At 74.2% G+C, this 16,694-nt stretch carries 14 protein-coding genes; 8 read left to right on the forward strand and 6 right to left on the reverse strand.

Annotation, left to right across the window (positions count from 1 at the left end):
• The gene (locus ACYBSK_RS05985) at positions 1-1,284 is read right to left on the reverse strand and encodes an NAD(P)/FAD-dependent oxidoreductase (protein ID WP_460245401.1); all 1,284 of its coding nucleotides are present in this window, start codon (positions 1,282-1,284) and stop codon (positions 1-3) included.
• 232 nt (positions 1,285-1,516) lie between these two features.
• Here ACYBSK_RS05985 and ACYBSK_RS05990 point away from each other — a divergent pair, with 232 nt between their 5' ends.
• From ACYBSK_RS05990 to ACYBSK_RS06000, 3 genes are read left to right on the forward strand one after another with little or no spacing between them, the layout of a single operon-like run.
• Positions 1,517-2,971, forward strand: a complete 1,455-nt coding sequence (locus ACYBSK_RS05990) for a ferredoxin reductase family protein (RefSeq protein ID WP_460245402.1) — start codon at positions 1,517-1,519, stop codon at positions 2,969-2,971.
• Between the two features lie 60 nt (positions 2,972-3,031).
• Positions 3,032-3,268, forward strand: a complete 237-nt coding sequence (locus tag ACYBSK_RS05995) for a hypothetical protein (protein ID WP_457475794.1) — start codon at positions 3,032-3,034, stop codon at positions 3,266-3,268.
• Between the two features lie 10 nt (positions 3,269-3,278).
• Entirely contained in the window at positions 3,279-4,061 is a 783-nt protein-coding gene (locus ACYBSK_RS06000; protein WP_450809547.1) for a sulfite exporter TauE/SafE family protein, read from the forward strand.
• A 22-nt stretch (positions 4,062-4,083) separates the two neighbouring features.
• Here ACYBSK_RS06000 and ACYBSK_RS06005 read toward each other — a convergent pair whose 3' ends face one another.
• The 3 genes from ACYBSK_RS06005 to ACYBSK_RS06015 form a co-directional block, all read right to left on the reverse strand.
• Positions 4,084-4,731 carry a class F sortase gene (locus ACYBSK_RS06005; protein WP_457475795.1) on the reverse strand — a complete coding sequence of 216 codons (648 nt, stop codon included), beginning with the start codon at positions 4,729-4,731 and terminating at the stop codon, positions 4,084-4,086.
• Positions 4,732-4,807: 76 nt separating this feature from the next.
• Positions 4,808-5,359: a hypothetical protein gene (locus tag ACYBSK_RS06010; RefSeq protein WP_460245403.1), complete on the reverse strand. Its 552-nt coding sequence runs from the start codon at positions 5,357-5,359 to the stop codon at positions 4,808-4,810.
• A gap of 229 nt (positions 5,360-5,588) precedes the next feature.
• The gene (locus ACYBSK_RS06015) at positions 5,589-7,190 is read right to left on the reverse strand and encodes a M4 family metallopeptidase (RefSeq protein ID WP_460245404.1); all 1,602 of its coding nucleotides are present in this window, start codon (positions 7,188-7,190) and stop codon (positions 5,589-5,591) included.
• A gap of 139 nt (positions 7,191-7,329) precedes the next feature.
• Here ACYBSK_RS06015 and cutA point away from each other — a divergent pair, with 139 nt between their 5' ends.
• A complete protein-coding gene (gene cutA, locus ACYBSK_RS06020) occupies positions 7,330-7,683 on the forward strand; it encodes a divalent-cation tolerance protein CutA (RefSeq protein ID WP_457475798.1) in 354 nt (117 codons plus the stop codon).
• A gap of 110 nt (positions 7,684-7,793) precedes the next feature.
• On the opposite strand, the gene ACYBSK_RS06025 is transcribed toward cutA, so the two are convergent.
• Together ACYBSK_RS06025 and ACYBSK_RS06030 are read right to left on the reverse strand one after the other, a co-directional pair.
• Entirely contained in the window at positions 7,794-9,917 is a 2,124-nt protein-coding gene (locus ACYBSK_RS06025) for a molybdopterin oxidoreductase family protein (protein WP_460245405.1), read from the reverse strand.
• A gap of 96 nt (positions 9,918-10,013) precedes the next feature.
• Entirely contained in the window at positions 10,014-10,670 is a 657-nt protein-coding gene (locus ACYBSK_RS06030) for a SanA/YdcF family protein (RefSeq protein ID WP_460245406.1), read from the reverse strand.
• Positions 10,671-11,061: 391 nt separating this feature from the next.
• On the opposite strand from ACYBSK_RS06030, the gene ACYBSK_RS06035 reads away from it, so the two are divergent.
• From ACYBSK_RS06035 to dnaG, 4 genes are all read left to right on the forward strand, one after another.
• Positions 11,062-11,958 carry a sirohydrochlorin chelatase gene (locus tag ACYBSK_RS06035; protein WP_460245407.1) on the forward strand — a complete coding sequence of 299 codons (897 nt, stop codon included), beginning with the start codon at positions 11,062-11,064 and terminating at the stop codon, positions 11,956-11,958.
• 47 nt (positions 11,959-12,005) lie between these two features.
• Positions 12,006-13,346 (forward strand): deoxyguanosinetriphosphate triphosphohydrolase, encoded by a 1,341-nt coding sequence (locus tag ACYBSK_RS06040; protein ID WP_457475802.1) that lies wholly within the window; start codon positions 12,006-12,008, stop codon positions 13,344-13,346.
• Positions 13,347-13,424: 78 nt separating this feature from the next.
• Positions 13,425-14,690, forward strand: coding sequence for an NAD(P)/FAD-dependent oxidoreductase (locus tag ACYBSK_RS06045; protein WP_460245408.1), 1,266 nt, complete (start codon positions 13,425-13,427; stop codon positions 14,688-14,690).
• A gap of 57 nt (positions 14,691-14,747) precedes the next feature.
• On the forward strand, positions 14,748-16,658 hold the full coding sequence (dnaG, locus tag ACYBSK_RS06050) for a DNA primase (protein WP_460245409.1): 1,911 nt from the start codon (positions 14,748-14,750) through the stop codon (positions 16,656-16,658).
• The last annotated feature ends 36 nt before the right edge of the window (positions 16,659-16,694 follow it).

Below are 16,694 nucleotides of genomic sequence, written 5' to 3' on the forward strand. Positions count from 1 at the left end.
TCAGAGGCCTCCGTCGTGGGTGAGCAGGTGCAGCAGAGGCGCGCCAACAGCGTCGTCGGCGGGCAGCGATTCGTTGGACTCCCAGGCGTGCGCGAGCGCGCCGACCGTGGCCAGCTCCCCGACCAGCACCCCGCCGACCAGCCGGTCGCCGCGCACGACGACCTTCCGGTACGTGCCGCGGGTGGCGTCGGCGAGCTGCACGACGTCGTCGCCGGGCAGCGCCTCGGTCTCGCCGAACGCGGCGAGGTCGAGCGGTCCCGCCCCCAAGCTCTCGGCTTCGCTCGAGCAGGGGGGACCCCCTCCGTGCGGCAGGGTGAGCCGGGTCAGGGTGCGGGTGCCGGTGTACGCGGCGCCCGCCCCGGTCAGCAGACCGGCGAGCGCGTCGGCCTGTTCCAGCGCCGGGGTCGCGAGGCCGTACACCGTGCCGGAGTGCTGCGCGCAGTCGCCGATCGCGTGGATGCGGGGGTCGCTGGTGCGCAGCGCGTCGTCGACCACGACACCCTTGCGGACGTCGAGCCCGGCGGCCTGCGCGAGACCGACGCGCGGCCGGACCCCGCAGGCCAGCACGGTGACGTCGGTGCCGAGCACGTACCCGTCGTGCAGCTCGACGCGGCGTACGCGGCCGTCGACGACGCCGACGCCGCGCACCCGGCACTCGGTGTGGATCTCCACGCCGAGCGCGGTGAGGTGGCGGCGGACCAGTTCGGAGGAGTTCGGGTCGAGCTGGCGCTCCATCAGGCGCTCCGCTTGCTGGGTCAGCACCACCTGCGCGCCGCGCCGGGCGAGCGCGCGGGCCGCGGAGACCCCGAGCAGACCGCCGCCGATGACGACGGCGCGGGTGCCCTCGGTGACGGCCCCGGACAGGGCGAGACAGTCGTCCATCGTGCGGAACGCGTGGACGCCGCCCGGCAGTTCGGTGGCGCCCGGCGCGAACAGGCCGCGCAGCGGCGGCAGCACCGGGTTCGAGCCGGTGGCGAGGACGAGCGAGTCGTACGGGACCTCCGCCCCGTCCTCGCACTGCACGAGCCGCCTCTCCCGGTCGATCCGGACGGCGCGGGTGCGCAGGTGCGTGCCGGTGGCGCGGGGCAGCTCGATGACGTCCGGCGCGTACGTACCGGCCAGCACCTCGGCGAGCAGCACCCGGTTGTACGGGGCGTGCGGCTCCTCGCCGATCAGCACGGCGCGCTCGCCCAGGCGCTGGGCGAGGCGGGTGCCGGCGAGGCCGGTGCCGATGACGACGACGCGGCTGGAGTCGTCGTGATCGTGCTCGTACGGTGCGGTCATGCAACGAAGCCTGCGGTGCGGGTGTTTCTGCGTGGCGTCCCGTCCGTTTCTTGAGGGGAACGCTGCGCTCAGCGGGAGCGGTGGGCGATTGTGAGGGTCCGGTGCGGGAGCGGGGCCCGGCGAGGACCGCGGCGGAGATCGCTTAACCCGTGCTCAGGCCCTCCTCAAGGGCGCCTTAAGGAACGGCCTCACGGCGCTGACCAGCCGAAATCGCGGCCCGGCGGCACCTAGTGTGCCGGTCGTGACCATCGAGGCCGTCGACCAAGAACTCGCCCACTACCCCGCCCTGTCGGCCTACCGCAGACAGACCGGACCCGCCCGCGAGGCCCCCCGGATTCCGCCGCGCCCCCGCCGGGCACCGCGCGTGCGGCCCGCCGCCCCGGCGCGGCTCACCCCGCACCGGCTGCGGGCCGGGATCCGCGCGGGAGCCCTGCTCGTGACCGCCCTGTGGCTGGCGCAGATCCGCCCCTCGGCACGCGTCGACGTGCTGTTCACGACCGGCGCCCACCTCACCGGCCTGCTCGCCGGGTACGGGGTCCTGGTCATGCTCTTCCTCATGGCCCGGGTGCCCGCCGTCGAGCACGGCATCGGCGCCGACCGGCTCGCCCGCCAACACGCGCGCGGCGGCCGCCACGTCCTCACCCTCTGCGCCGCCCACGTCGTCCTCGCCGTGTGCGGCTACGCGGCGCACACCGGCACCGACCTGGTCGGCACGGTCACCGAACTCCTCGGCTACCCGGGGCTCGCCGCCGCGACGGCCGGCACCGCCCTGTTCGCCCTCGTCGGCGTGAGCAGCGCCCGCGCCGTGCGCCGCCGCGTCGGGCACGGCCCGTGGCGGGGGCTGCACCTGCTGACGTACCTCGGCGCGGCGCTCGCCTTCGCCCACCAGCTCGCGGGCCCCGACATCGCGTCCGGCCCCGTCGGCCTCGCCTTCTGGGCGCTGTTGCACGCCACCGTCGCGGTGCTGCTCGGCTGGTACCGGCTCGTCGTCCCGGTGCGGCAGGCGCTGCGGCACCGGCTGCGGATCGTCGACGTGACGCAGGAGGCGCCCGGCGTCGCCTCCGTCCTGATGCGCGGCACCGACCTCGGGCTGCTGCGCGCCGAGCCGGGCCAGTTCTTCCGCTGGCGGTTCCTGACACGGCGGCTGTGGCACACGGCGCTGCCGTTCTCCCTGTCCGCGCCGGTCGACGGCGACCACGTGCGGATCACCGTGAAGGCCGTCGGCGACCACACGCGCCGGGTGCGGCGGCTGCGGCCGGGCGTACGGGTCGTCGCCACCGGGCCGTTCGGCGCGCTCACCGCGCACCGCCGCACCCGGCGCAAGGTGCTGCTGCTGGCCGGGGGAGTGGGCATCACCCCGCTGCGGGCGCTGTTCGAGACGCTCCCGGGCGAACCCGGCGACCTCACGCTCCTCTACCGCGCGTCCACCGCCGAACAGCTCGTGCTGCGCGAGGAGCTGGAGGCGATCGCCGCCACCCGCGCGGCGACCCTGCACTACCTCCTCGGCCCCTCCGGCGCCGCCTTCGACCCCCTCGCCCCGCAGTCCCTGCGCGCCCTGGTGCCCGAACTCGCCGACCACGACGTCTACGTGTGCGGGCCGCCCGGTATGACGGAGACGGCGACGAAGGCCCTGCGCAGGGCGGGAGTGCCCGGGACCCGCATCCACGCGGAGTCCTTCACGTACTGACCCGCACCGACCGCCGCCCCCACCCACCACGCCGTCCTCCGGAGAAGAGAAGACACCCCCATGGGCCGCCACTCCAGACCCACCCGCACCGCGCACGCGCCCACCGTCCAGGCCCGCCGCAGGCTCACCGCCGGGCTCGCCTCCGCCAGCGCCCTCGTCGCGGCCTGCCTCGCGCTCACCGTCGACCCGGCCTCGCCCCCGGCCCCCGACCGGACCGTCCCGCACACCGGAACGGAACCCTCAGAAGAACCTCTGCCCTCCGAGGGCTCCTGGGCCGTGCAGGCGGCGCATCCGTAGAGTCCTGATCATGCCTGACATATCCCTGACCACCGTGGTCGTCCTCTGCGTGGCCGCGCTCGCGGCCGGCTGGGTCGACGCGGTGGTGGGCGGCGGCGGACTGCTGCTGCTCCCCGCCCTCCTCCTCGGCCTGCCGAACTCCGCCGCGGCCGGTCACGCCCTCGGCACCAACAAGGCCGTCGCCATCGTCGGCACCACCGGCGCCGCCGTGACCTACGCCCGCAAGGCCCCCGTCGACGTACGGCTCGCCGTCCGCATCGGCACGGCCGCCCTCGCCGGGTCGACCGGCGGGGCGCTGCTCGCGACCGGCATGAGCACCGACGTCCTCAAACCGGTCGTGATGGTGGTGCTGGTGGCGGTCGGCGCGTTCGTCATCTTCCGCCCCGCGTTCGGCACGGCCCCGTCGGCGGTCCCGGCCTCGCCCCGCCGGATCTGGGCCGCCATCGGCTTCGCGGGCCTCGGCATCGGCTTCTACGACGGCCTGATCGGTCCGGGCACCGGCACCTTCCTGGTCCTCGCCCTGACCGCGATCCTCCACCTCGACCTGGTGACGGCCTCCGCCACCGCGAAGATCGTGAACTGCTGCACCAACGCCGGGGCGTTGGCGATGTTCGCCTGGAAGGGCCAGGTGTACTGGCAGCTCGCCGGGCTGATGGCGGTGTTCAACCTGGCGGGCGGCATGGTGGGCGCCCACACGGCGCTCAAGCGCGGCGCGGGGTTCGTGCGCGTGGTGCTGCTGACGGTGGTGTGCGCGCTGGTGGTCAAGATGGCGTACGAGCAGTGGGTGGCCTGAGCCGCCTTCTCGCGGACAGGCGTCAGCGGTCCCCGGTCAGGTGCGCGAAGACGACGACGTTGCCCTGATAGCCCGTGGCACGCGAGTACGGACCGCCGCAGGTGATGACGCGCAGCTCCGGGCGGTCGGCCGCGCCGTACACCTTCGCGTCGGGGAAGTGCTTCGTGTCGTACACCTCGACGGCGTCCACCGTGAACACCGCCACCGAACCGTCGCGCCGCTCGACCTCGATCGTGGCGCCGCGCTTCAGCGAACCCAGGGCGTAGAAGACGGACGGGCCGCGCGCGTTGTCGACGTGGCCCGCGACGACCGCCGTGCCCGTCTCGCCGGGCTTGGTGCCCGCCTCGTACCAGCCCGCGAGGTTCTTCTTCTCCGGCGGCGGTACGTCGAGGCTCCCGGCGCGGGTCAGCGCGAGCCCCGTCAGCGGGGCGTCCACGGCGATCGACGGGATGCGGATGCGGTCCGGCGGGGACGGGGCGAGCGGCGCGGCGGCGGGCGGCTGGCGCGCGCGGTCGACGTGGGCCTGCGCGGCGGACGGCTGCGGCGGCGGACTCCCCTCGATCCCTCCGGCCAGCAGCCAGGCACCGCAGCCGAGGGCCAGGGCGGTGGCCGCGCCCATGGCGGTGTTGACGCGGTTCGGGGCGTGCGGTCGTCGCGGGCGCTTGCGCATGGCGGATCGGCTTCCTTGCGTTTCTTCGGGCGGCCGGGGGAGCGGAGGGGCCGGTGGGGGTGGCTGGGGCCGCGGGTCAGATGCGGTCGCCGCGGGCCCTGCGGTGCAGCAGCCACGTGCCGCCCGCCGCGGCCAGCGCCAGCGCCGCCACGCCCGCCGCCGTCCGCGTCGGCTCGGGGCCGAGCGTGCCGCCGAGCCCGGTCTTCACACCGCCCTTGGGCAGCTGAGGCGCGGGGGAACCGGCGTCGGTCAGCGACACGATGAGGTCACCCGTCACCTCGACGCCGCTCACGCACCGCGCGACGATCTCGTACGTCCCCGGCTGCGCGGACACCGGCACCCGGAACCGGCCCGAGGTGCCCGGCCCCGCCGCGGCGCCCGCGTCCGGCGCCAGCGTGAAGGCGCCCGCGCCCACCGAACTGGCGTCGCCCGACGCGGTGCCGCTGCCGCCGCACGCGGTGGTGTCCACGGTGACCGTGTCGCCGGGCGTCGCCGTCGCCGGGTAGACCTCCAGGCCGCCCGGCGCGGCCACCGCGGGACCGGCGACGGCGAGCGTGGCCGCGCCGAGCGCGGTGGTGGTGAACGCCGCCACGGCCAGCGGCCGGCCCATGCCCATGCCGATGCGCATTCGTCCGAGCTCCTTCGCGGGCGACGGGCGCGCCCTGCCAAGGACGAGACAACTGCCAGTCGCGGCGACGCGCCTCCTGATGTCGCGTCAGGGACCCTTTTCCCGCACCGTTCCTGACGGCCCTTCGGGTACGTTCCAGCAGGTCATCGGCGTGTCCGGCAGGAAGTACCCGAAGGGCGGCGCCAGGCGTGCGACCGGGTGACGCCCGTCGCGCCCGGCCGGCACGCCGTCATGTCACCGACACCGCCGACCAGGCCGCGGCCACCGCCGCGTACTCCTCGCCGCCCGCCCCGTACAGGTCCTTCGCCGCCCGCAGGGTGGCCGAGCGGGCGCCCTCGTAGTCGGTCGAGGAGGTCATGTAGACGGTGAGCGCCCGGTACCAGATGCTGCCGAGCGCGGCCCTGCCGATGCCGGTGAGGCGGGAGCCGTCGCAGGTCGGGCTGGAGTGGCGGACACCGCCGACGGTCTTCGGGCCGCTGCCCTCCGCGAGCAGGTACGCGAAGTGGTTGGCGACGCCCGAGGAGTAGTGCACGTCGAGCCTGCCGACGTCCGGGTTCCAGCAGTCCGCGGACTTCCCGTCCCGGCTGGGCCGGTCCATGTACCGCAGGGCGGGCACCGTCCCGTCCGCGCCGTCGGCGCCGTTCGATCCGGGCTTGACGATCTTCTCGCCGATGAGCCAGTCACCGGGGTCGGAGGCGTTCCGCGCGTGGAACTCGACGAGCGTGCCGAAGACGTCGGAGGTCGCCTCGTTGAGGCCGCCGGACTCGCCGGAGTAGGTGAGGGCGGCGGTGGACGAGGTGACGCCGTGGGACATCTCGTGGCCCGTGACGTCGAGGGCGACCAGCGGGCCGAGCGTGGTGCCGTCGCCGTCCCCGTACGTCATGCAGAAGCAGTTGTCGTCCCAGAAGGCGTTGTTGTAGTCCTTCCCGTAGTGCACGCGGTTGTACGACCCCTTGCCGTCGTCCGCTATCCCGATCCGGCCGTGCACCTCCTTGTAGTAGTCCCACGTCCGGTCGGTGCCGTACTGCGCGTCGACGGCGGCGGAGGCGCGGTCGGCCGTGGTGCCGGAGCCCCAGTGGTTGTCGGCGTCCGTGCGGACCTCGGCGGGGGCGCGTTCCAGACAGATGCCGAGGACGCAGGTGTCCGTCCTGTTCTCGGCGTCGCCGGTGTACGTGTTGCCGCGCGTGGGGTCGTCGAGCCGGTAGCCGCCGGTGCCGGTGCGGGTGGTGGTGAGGGGGACGGTGCCGGAGTACAGGGAGCGGCCGTCGCCCTCGGCCGCGCCCGGCGCCGCGGTTTCGAGGCTGTTCCAGGTGTCGATGCGGGCGCCGGTGGTGGCGTCGGTGAGGACGGTGCGGGCCGTGGGGTTGCCGAGCGGGTCCCGCGCGGCGGCGGTGGTCCGCCAGGCCAGTCGCGGACCGCCGTGCAGCGCGTCCACGACGAGCCGCGGTTTCGCCACGAGGCCGCGGAGCAGGGTGCCGGGGTGGGCCTCGCGCAGGACCGCCGCGGCGAGGTCGGCGGCCCTGGGGGCGGCGAGGCGGGGCGTGGTCGTCGGTACGGCGATGTCGGCGGGGGCGGCGCGGTCCGTGCCCTCGTACGAGCCGTCGGGGGCACTGTGCACGACGAAGTCGCCGCCGATGACCGGGAGTTGGCGGTACGTGGTGTCGTAGCGGGTGTGCCGGGAGCCGTCGGGGTCGGTGACGACGTCCCGTACGGAGACGGCGGTGGCGCCGGTGGGGGAGGGGGCGGCCGTCGCGGTGGGGGCGAGGGCGAGCGCGGCGGTGAGGAGGGCGGCCAGGGCGGTGACGCGGTGCGTGGCCCGTGCGGGTCTCATCAGGCGGCTCCGTGGGGGACGGTGGGGTGAGCGGCGACTCCTGACGCTGGTTCAGTTTTAGGCGGGCATGACAAACGGAGTCCAGGGATCCGCGGTGACGGAGCTGTGAAGGAGTCGGGGGTGGGGCCGGGCGGCCACAATGGGGTGCGTGGAGACATCAGAGCTGACAGCGGATGCGCACGTCCTGACCGTGCTCACGACGACGGACGCCGAGCGGAAGGCGACGGACCTCGCCCGCGGCGCGATCCGCGACCGGGTCGCGGCCTGCGCGCAGGTCTCCGGGCCGGTCACGTCCGTGTACCGGTGGGAGGGGGAGGTCGAGACGGCGCGGGAGTGGCAGGTGGTGCTGAAGACGACGGGGGCGCGGTACGCGGAGCTGGAGGCGTGGCTGGTGGCCCACCACGACTACGACACGCCGGAGATCATCGCGGTGCCGGTGGTGCGGGGGAGCGGGGCGTACCTGGACTGGGTCCGCGCGGAGACCTCCGCCTGACCGTTCCGCCCCGGTCCTCGTGCTTGCGCCACGGGGCTCCGCCCCGAACCCCGCTCCTCAATCGCCGGAGGGGCTTGATTGACAGGCCCACCCGCCCCTCCGGGGGCTCCTCAATCGCCGGAGGGGCTTGATTGATCGTCGGAGGGGCTTGAATGTTCCACCCGGACCGCGCACACCTTGAACTCCGGCATGCGGGACGTGGGGTCGAGGGCCGGGTTGGTCAGGGTGTTGGCCCGGCCCGCCCCCGGCCAGTGGAACGGCATGAAGACCGTGTCCGGCCGGATCGCGGACGTGACCCGCACCGGCGCCTCCGCCCGCCCCCGCCGCGACGTCACCGCCACCACGTCCCCCTCCCCGACACCCAACCGCCCCGCCAGCCGCGGATGCAGCTCCACGAACGCCCCCGGCGCCGCCTTGTTCAGCTCCGCCACCCGCCGCGTCTGCGCCCCGGACTGGTACTGGGCGACGACCCGACCCGTGGTCAGGTACAGCGGATACTCCGCATCCGGCTCCTCCGCCGCCGGCCGGTGCGACACCGGCACGAACCGCGCCCGCCCGTCCTCCGTGGCGAACCGGTCGAGGAACAGCCGCGGCGTCCCCGCGTCCCCGTCCCCCGCCGGACACGGCCAGAACAGCCCCTCGCCCGCCGCCAGCCGGTCGTAGTCGATCCCCGAGTAGTCCGCGGGACCGCCCCGCGACGCCCGCCGCAACTCGTCGAACACCTCCCGCGCGTCCGTCGGGAACCCCTTCTCCAGGTCGGGCGCGAGCCGCGCCGTCAGCTCCTGGAGCACCTCCAGATCCGTCCGCACCCCCGGAGGGGGCGTGAGGGCGCGGCGCCGCAGCAGCACCCTGCCCTCCAGGTTCGTCACCGTCCCCGTCTCCTCGGCCCACTGCGTCACCGGCAGCACCACATCGGCGAGTTCCGCGGTCTCCGACAGGACGACGTCCGCGACCGCCAGGAAGTCCAGCGACCGGATCCGTGACTCGACGTGCGCCGCCCGCGGCGCCGACACCACCGGGTTCGACCCCATGAGGAGCAGCGCGCGGACGTCCCCGCCCAGCGCGTCCAGCAACTCGTACGCCGACCGCCCGGGACCGGGCAGCACCTCCGGGTCGACGCCCCAGACCTCCGCCACGTGCGCCCGCGCCGCCGGATCCGTGAGCTTGCGGTAGCCGGGCAACTGGTCGGCCTTCTGGCCGTGTTCACGACCGCCCTGGCCGTTGCCCTGACCGGTCAGACACCCGTAACCGGACAGCGGCCGCCCCGGCCGCCCCGTGGCCAGCGCCAGGTTGATCCACGCGCCGACCGTGTCCGTGCCCTTGGACTGCTGCTCGGGACCGCGCGCGGTGAGCACCATCGCGTCCCCGGCGTCCGCGAACATGCCGACCGCCGCCCGCAGTTGGGGCACCGGCACGCCCGTGACCCGCTCCACGTACTCCGGCCAGTGCGCCATCGTCGCCGACCGGGCATCCGCCCACCCCCGCGTACGCTCCCGTACGTACTCCTCGTCGACCCGCCCCTCCGCGACCACCAGGTGCAGCATGCCGAGCGCGAGGGCGAGGTCCGTGCCGGGGCGCGGCGCCAGGTGGAGGTCCGCCTGCTCGGCGGTGCGGGTGCGGCGCGGGTCGACGACGATCAGCTTGCCGCCGTTCGCCTTGAGCTCGGAGAGGTAGCGCAGGGCGGGTGGCATGGTCTCGGCGAGGTTCGAGCCGACCAGGATCACGCACCCCGTCCTCGGGACGTCCTCCAGCGGGAACGGCAGCCCTCGGTCGAGCCCGAAGGCCTTCTGCCCGGCCGCCGCGGCCGACGACATGCAGAACCGACCGTTGTAGTCGATCTGCGACGTGCCGAGCACGATGCGCGCGAACTTGCCCAGCGCGTACGCCTTCTCGTTCGTGAGGCCGCCGCCCCCGAACACCCCGCACGCGTCCGCGCCGTGCGCACCACGCGCGCGTGCCAGGCCGTCCGCGACCCTGTCCAGGGCCTCTTCCCAGGTGGCGGGTTCGAGCCGCCCGGTGGCGGGGTCACGGACCAGCGGCTCGGTCAGCCGCACCCGGGAGGAGAGCACGGAGGCGGCGCTCTGGCCCTTGCCGCACAGCGCGCCCTGGTTGACCGGGAAGTCCGCGCGGCCCTCGACCGCGGGGGCCTGGGCCTCGGTGCCGGGCAGCACGTTCATGCCGCACTGCAAGGCGCAGTACGGACAGTGGGTGGGCGTCGCCGTCGTGTTGAGCATGCCCTTGAGGGTGCGGCGCGTGTGTTGCCGGTCGGCTCGCGCCCGGTTACGTACCCGGTACGAGCACCTCCCCGCCGTCGCGCGGACGGCGTGAGGTCAGCGGGCCAGCGCCTCGCGCACGCCGGTCTCCTCCGGGCCCAGGAAGTGCGGGTCGGGGCGGACCGTCACGTCGAGCGCCGCCTTCGCCGCGGCCAGCATCTCGCGCGCGCCGCCCGCGTACCAGGTGACGTCGTGGGGTTCGTCGACCCCGATCCCGTACGAGGAGACGCCCGCGGCCTCGCACAGGGCCACCGCGCGGCGCGCGTGGAAGCCCTGGGTGACCAGGACGGCGCGGTCGACGCCGAAGATCTTCTTCGCGCGGACGCAGGAGTCCCAGGTGTCGAACCCGGCGTAGTCGCTGACGACGGCGTCGGAGGGGACGCCGTGGCGGGTCAGGTACGCGCGCATGGCGTCGGGTTCGTCGTACTCCACGCGGCTGTTGTCGCCCGTGACGAGCAGGACCTCGACCTTGCCGGTGCGGTAGAGCTCGGCGGCGGCGTCGAGGCGGTGCGCCAGGTACGGGGAGGGTTCACCGTCCCACAGGCCGGCGCCGAAGACGACGCCGACGTCCGTGCGGGGGACGTCGGCCACGGTTCGCAGTCGGTCGCCGGTGGTGGTGAACAGCCAGGTCGCGGGCAGCAGCGCGATCACGCACGCCGCCATGAGCCCCTGCACCGTGCGGCGCCGCCCCTGCCTCGTACGCGGCACCCGCATCCCGCACTCCCCCCGTCGCCGCGGAGCGGGCCCATCCCACCCGCACACCCACCATGACGCCCCCACACGCCTCCCGGTTCACACCCCGGGGCTCCGCCCCGGACCCCGCTCCTCAATCGCCGGAGGGGCTTGTTTGGACCGCCGGAGGGGCTCAATTGGCTCGACCCCTCGTGGGCGTACGGGCGACGGCGACCGCACCCCGCCTTGGGCAGTCTGCCGCCTGGGGCGGCAGGGTGGGCAAGGCGGCACCCCGGTGCGGCGCAAGGTCACGGCGGGGGCCCGCCACGTGGTGGGTGGGCTCACCGTGCCGCACCGTCCCCGGTGAACCGCTCGCAACCACCCGTCACCGTGCCGCAACAGCCCGGCAACCCCCGTTCGGCACGATCTCTTCATGACGGACGAGTCGTACGGCCCCACGGACCACGGCACGACCTCCCTGGATCACTCGGACAGTACGGCGGCGGGACTCCTCACCATGATCAGCGATCAGCTCGGCAGCAGGCTCAGCCACGTGTCCCCCCTGCGCGGACACCGACGGCCGCAGCCTCCCGCCCTCGTCCTCGTCGCCCACGGCAGCCGCGACCCCCGCGCCCTGACCACGGTCACCGCCCTCGCGGAGCGGATACGTGAGCAGCGCCCCGGTCTCACCGTCCGCCTCGGCCACATCGAGCTGAACGAGCCGCTGCTGAGCGACACCCTCGCCGAGCTGCCCGCGGGGCAGGCCGTGCTCGTGCCGCTGCTGCTCTCCCGCGGCTACCACGTCAAGCAGGACATCCCGGCCGCCGCCGACACCGCCGCGCACCTGCTGACCCGCGTCGCGGACCCCCTCGGCCCGCACCCCCTGCTCGTCGAGGCCCTCCACGACCGGCTCATCGAGGCCGGCTGGCCCGAGGGGCCGATGGACGACCGGGACCGCCGCCGCGGCGCGGTCGTGCTCGCCGCCGCCGGCTCCCGCGACCCGCACGCCGCCGACGACATCCGCCACACCGCCGCCCTCCTGGCCCACCGCCTCGGCGTCCCCGTCGTCCCCGGCCACGCCTCCGCCACCGCCCCCGACGTCGCCACGGCGGTCCGCTCGCTCACCGCCCGCGGCCGCGACCGGATCGCCGTCGCCTCCTACTTCACCGCCCCCGGCCGCTTCGCCACGGAGAGCGCCGCGGCCGCCCCGGGCATCGCGGCGGCGCCCCTCGGCACCCACCCGGCCCTGGCCCGTCTCGTGCTGCACCGCTACGACCGGGCGCTGACCGCCGCGCCGCGCACCGCCGCGACGCACCTGGCGTCCGCCTGAGCCCTCGCCAACCCCCGGTTGTCGGTGGCTGCGCTTACTCTCGGTGCATGGAAGGCAGTGACACGTACGGTCCGTACGACGAGGCGGCGGTCGAGCGCTGGGCCCCCGAGCCCGACAAGCGCCCGGGGCGCACGGCGTTCCAGCGCGACCGGGCGCGGGTCCTGCACTCGTCGGCGCTGCGCCGGCTCGCGGGCAAGACCCAGGTCGTCACGCCGGGGACGCGCAGCCGCCACTGGGACGCGAGCCCGCGCACCCGGTTGACGCACTCCCTCGAATGCGCCCAGGTGGGCCGCGAATTGGGCGCCGCCCTCGGCTGCGACCCCGACCTCGTGGAGACGGCCTGCCTCTCCCACGACCTGGGCCACCCGCCCTTCGGGCACAACGGCGAGCAGGCGCTCAACGAGGTGTCGGAGGACTGCGGCGGCTTCGAGGGGAACGCGCAGTCGCTGCGCCTGCTGACCCGCATCGAGCCCAAGCGCTTCGTCCGCGGCGAGGGTTCCGGCGAGCCGACCAGCGTGGGACTGAACCTGACGCGGGCCGCGCTGGACGCCGCGACGAAGTACCCGTGGCCGCGCGGCGAGCACCCCAGCGACCCGCAATCCGTGAAGTTCGGGGTCTACGAGGACGACCGCCCGGTCTTCGACTGGATCCGCAAGACCGCCCCCGGCCGCCGCACCTGCTTCGAGGCGCAGGTCATGGACTGGGCGGACGACGTGGCGTACTCCGTGCACGACCTCGAAGACGGCCTGCACGCGGGCCACTTGGACCCGAACGTGCTGCACGCCGAGCCCGAGCGCGCCGACATCTTCGCCGTCGCCATCGGGCGGTACGTGCCGGGGGACACCGACCCCGCCGAGCTCGCCGCCGCCCTCGACCGGCTCCTCGACCAGGAGTGGTGGCCGCACGGCTACGACGGGACGGCCGTCGCCCAGGCCGGGCTGAAGGACGCGACCAGCCAGTTGATCGGCCGGTTCTGCCTCGCCGCCGAGGGCGCGACCCGCGCGCGACACGGCACGGGCCGGCTCACGCGCTACGGGGCGGAGCTGGTGGTGCCGCGCTCCGCCCGCTACGAGTGCGCGGTGCTCAAGGCCGTCGCCGACCGGTACGTGATGCAGCGCCCGCAGCAGGAGCGGCTGCGCGCGGACCAGCGCGTCGTCGTCGCCGAGTTGGCGCAGGCGCTCACCGCCCGCGCTCCCGACGGCCTGGACCCCCAGTTCCGCGCCCTGTTCGACGCCGCGCCCGACGACCGGGCGAAGAAGCGCGTCATCGTCGACCAGATCGCCTCCCTGACCGACGCCTCCGCCCGGTCGCTTCACGCACGCCTTACCGTCGAGGGGCACGGTGGGGAGGGACGTGCGACCACTGGGCGTGACGAAAAGATGCCCTGATCGGGCCACGCCCCCTTCCCGCATTACGCTGCGTGCGGGACGCTCGCATATGACGGCATGGCAATGAGGAGGCATCAAGTGGTCGACGCGGACCAGACGTTCGTCATCGTCGGGGGAGGGCTCGCCGGAGCCAAGGCCGCCGAGACACTCCGCTCGGAGGGCTTCACCGGGCGGGTGATCCTCATCGGGGACGAACGGGACCACCCGTACGAACGGCCGCCCTTGTCGAAGGGCTACCTCCAGGGCAAGGAGGAGCGCGACAGCGTCTTCGTCCACGAACCGGCCTGGTACGCGAGCAACGACATCGAGCTGCACCTCGGCCAGACGGTCACCGCCGTCGACCGCGCCGACAGGACGGTGCTGCTCGGCGAGGGCACCGTCATCCGCTACGACAAGCTGCTGCTCGCCACCGGCGCCGAGCCCCGCCGCCTCGACATCCCCGGCACCCACCTCGCCGGAGTGCACCACCTGCGCCGCCTCGCCCACGCGGAGCGCCTGAAGAACGTGCTGGCGTCGCTCGGCAGGGACAACGGACACCTGGTGATCGCCGGAGCCGGCTGGATCGGCCTGGAGGTCGCCGCGGCCGCCCGGGAGTACGGGGCGGAGGTCACCGTCGTCGAGCCCGAGGCCACGCCGCTGCACTCCGTGCTGGGCCCCGAGGTCGGCCAGATCTTCACCGAGCTGCACGGCGACCACGGCGTCCGCTTCCACTTCGGCGCGAAGCTCACCGAGATCACCGGGCAGGACGGCATGGTCCTCGCCGCCCTCACCGACGACGGCGAGGAGCACCCGGCGCACGACGTGCTCGCCGCGATCGGCGCCGCCCCGCGCACCGCGCTCGCCGAAGCCGCGGGCCTCGACCTGGCCGACCGGGCGCACGGCGGCGGCATCGCCGTGGACGGCACGCTGCGCACCTCGGACCCGGACATCTTCGCGGCGGGCGACGTGGCCGCCGTCCAGCACCCGCTCTTCGACGACCGGCTGCGCGTGGAGCACTGGGCGAACGCGCTGAACGGCGGCCCCGCAGCGGCCCGCGCCATGCTCGGCAAGGACATCACCTACGACCGCGTGCCGTACTTCTTCTCCGACCAGTACGACCTCGGCCTGGAGTACTCCGGCTGGGCGCCCCCGGGCAGCTACGACCAGGTGGTGCTGCGCGGGGACGCGGGCAAGCGCGAGTTCATCGCGTTCTGGCTGAAGGACGGGCAGGTCCTCGCGGGGATGAACGTGAATGTGTGGGACGTCACGGAGCAGATCCAGCGCCTGATCAGGTCGGGGGCCAAGCCGGGCGTCGAGCGGCTCTCGGACCCGTCGGTCCCCCTCGGTGATCTGGCCGAGCAGTAACGGATGATCTTGTGGAGTGGTGACGGGAGTGTCAGTGGTCGCCATTAGAATTGCCGCGTGGCAGGCAGGATCAATGACGAGGACGTGAAGGCGGTTCGGGACGCGGTCCCGATCGACGCCGTGGTGTCCGAGTACCTGCAACTGCGCAACGCGGGCGGCGGAAACCTCAAGGGACTCTGCCCGTTCCACGACGAGAAGTCCCCGTCCTTCCAGGTCAGCCCCAGCAAGGGCCTGTTCCACTGCTTCGGCTGCCAGGAGGGCGGCGACACCATCACGTTCGTGATGAAGGTCGACCACCTCTCCTTCTCCGAGGCGGTGGAGCGCCTCGCCGGCCAGGCGGGCATCACGCTGCGCTACGAGGAGGGCGGGTACAACCCGAGCCACCAGCGCGGCGAGCGCATCCGCCTAGTCGAGGCGCACAAGGTCGCCGCGCAGTTCTACGTCGACCAGCTGGAGTCGCCGGAGGCCGAGATCGGCCGGAAGTTCCTCGCCGAGCGCGGCTTCGACCAGGCCGCGGCCCAGCACTTCGGCGTCGGCTACAGCCCGGCGGGCTGGGACCACCTCACGCGTTTCCTGCGCGGCAAGGGCTTCAGCGACAAGGAGATCCTCCTCTCCGGCCTCTCCCAGGAGGGCCGCCGCGGCCCCATCGACCGGTTCCGCGGCCGCCTGATGTGGCCGATCCGCGACATCGGCGGCGAGGTCGTCGGCTTCGGCGCGCGCCGTCTGCGCGAGGACGACAACGGCCCGAAGTACCTGAACACGCCCGAGACGCCGATCTACCGCAAGTCGCAGGTCCTGTACGGCATCGACCTCGCCAAGAAGGACATCGCGAAGTCCTCCCGCGCGGTCGTCGTCGAGGGGTACACGGACGTGATGGCCTGCCACCTGGCGGGCGTCACCACCGCCATCGCCACCTGCGGCACCGCCTTCGGCGGCGACCACATCAAGATCCTGCGCCGCCTGCTGATGGACAACGGCTCGGCGCGGGTGATCTTCACCTTCGACGGCGACGCGGCGGGCCAGAAGGCGGCCCTGCGCGCCTTCGAGGACGACCAGAAGTTCGCCGCCGAGACGTACATCGCGATCGCGCCGGACAACATGGACCCGTGCGACCTGCGCCTCGCCAAGGGCGACGACGCGGTCGCGGACCTGGTCGAGCCGCGCACGCCGCTCTTCGAGTTCGCGCTGCGCCAGATCGTCAGCCGCTACGACCTGGAGACCCCGGGGGGCCGCGCCGCCGCGCTCGACGAGGCGGCGCCCGTCGTCGCCCGCATCAAGAACAGCGCCTCGCAGCACGAGGTCGCGGTGCAGCTCGCGGGCATGCTCGGCATCCTCGACACCCAGTTCGTGGTCAAGCGGGTCGGGCAGCTGGCGCGGTGGGCCCGCGACCGCGGAGGCCGGGGCCCGGCGCCCGGAAAGCCGGGGAGCGGCGGCCCGGGGGCCGCCCAGATCGCCGCGCCGTCCCGCCCCTTCGGCGGCCCGGCGCTCACGCTGCGCAACCCGGTCTTCACGACCGAGCGCGAACTGCTCAAACTCGCCTTGCAGTACCCGCAGTTGGTGTCACCGGCGTTCGACGCGTACGGGGTCGACGAGTTCACGGCCGATCCGTACGCCGCCGTGCGGCAGGCCATCATGGACGCGGGCGGCGCGGAGCAGGGCGTCCACGACCCGCAGCAGTACCTGGTCGCGGTGCGGGAGGCGGCGCCGGACGACGCGGTGCGGGCGATGGTGACGGAGCTGGCGGTCGAGGCGATTCGCCGCAAGACGGTGGACGAGCCGTACGCGGGGGAGCAGCTGGTCACCGTGCGCAAGCGGGCGGTCGACCGTCGCATCCGGGATGTGCAGGGCACGCTGGCCCGAGCGGGTGCGGGGGGCGATCCGCAGCAATTGGCCGCGGTGCAGAACGAGTTGTGGGTGTTGCAGCAGTACGGGCAGGCGCTGCGCGAACGGGGTGCGGAAGCGCTCTAGCGTTTGCGTAGGGGTGCGGCCACCCGGCTCCCGCTC

The sequence above is a fragment of the Streptomyces sp. BYX5S genome (assembly GCF_054724165.1).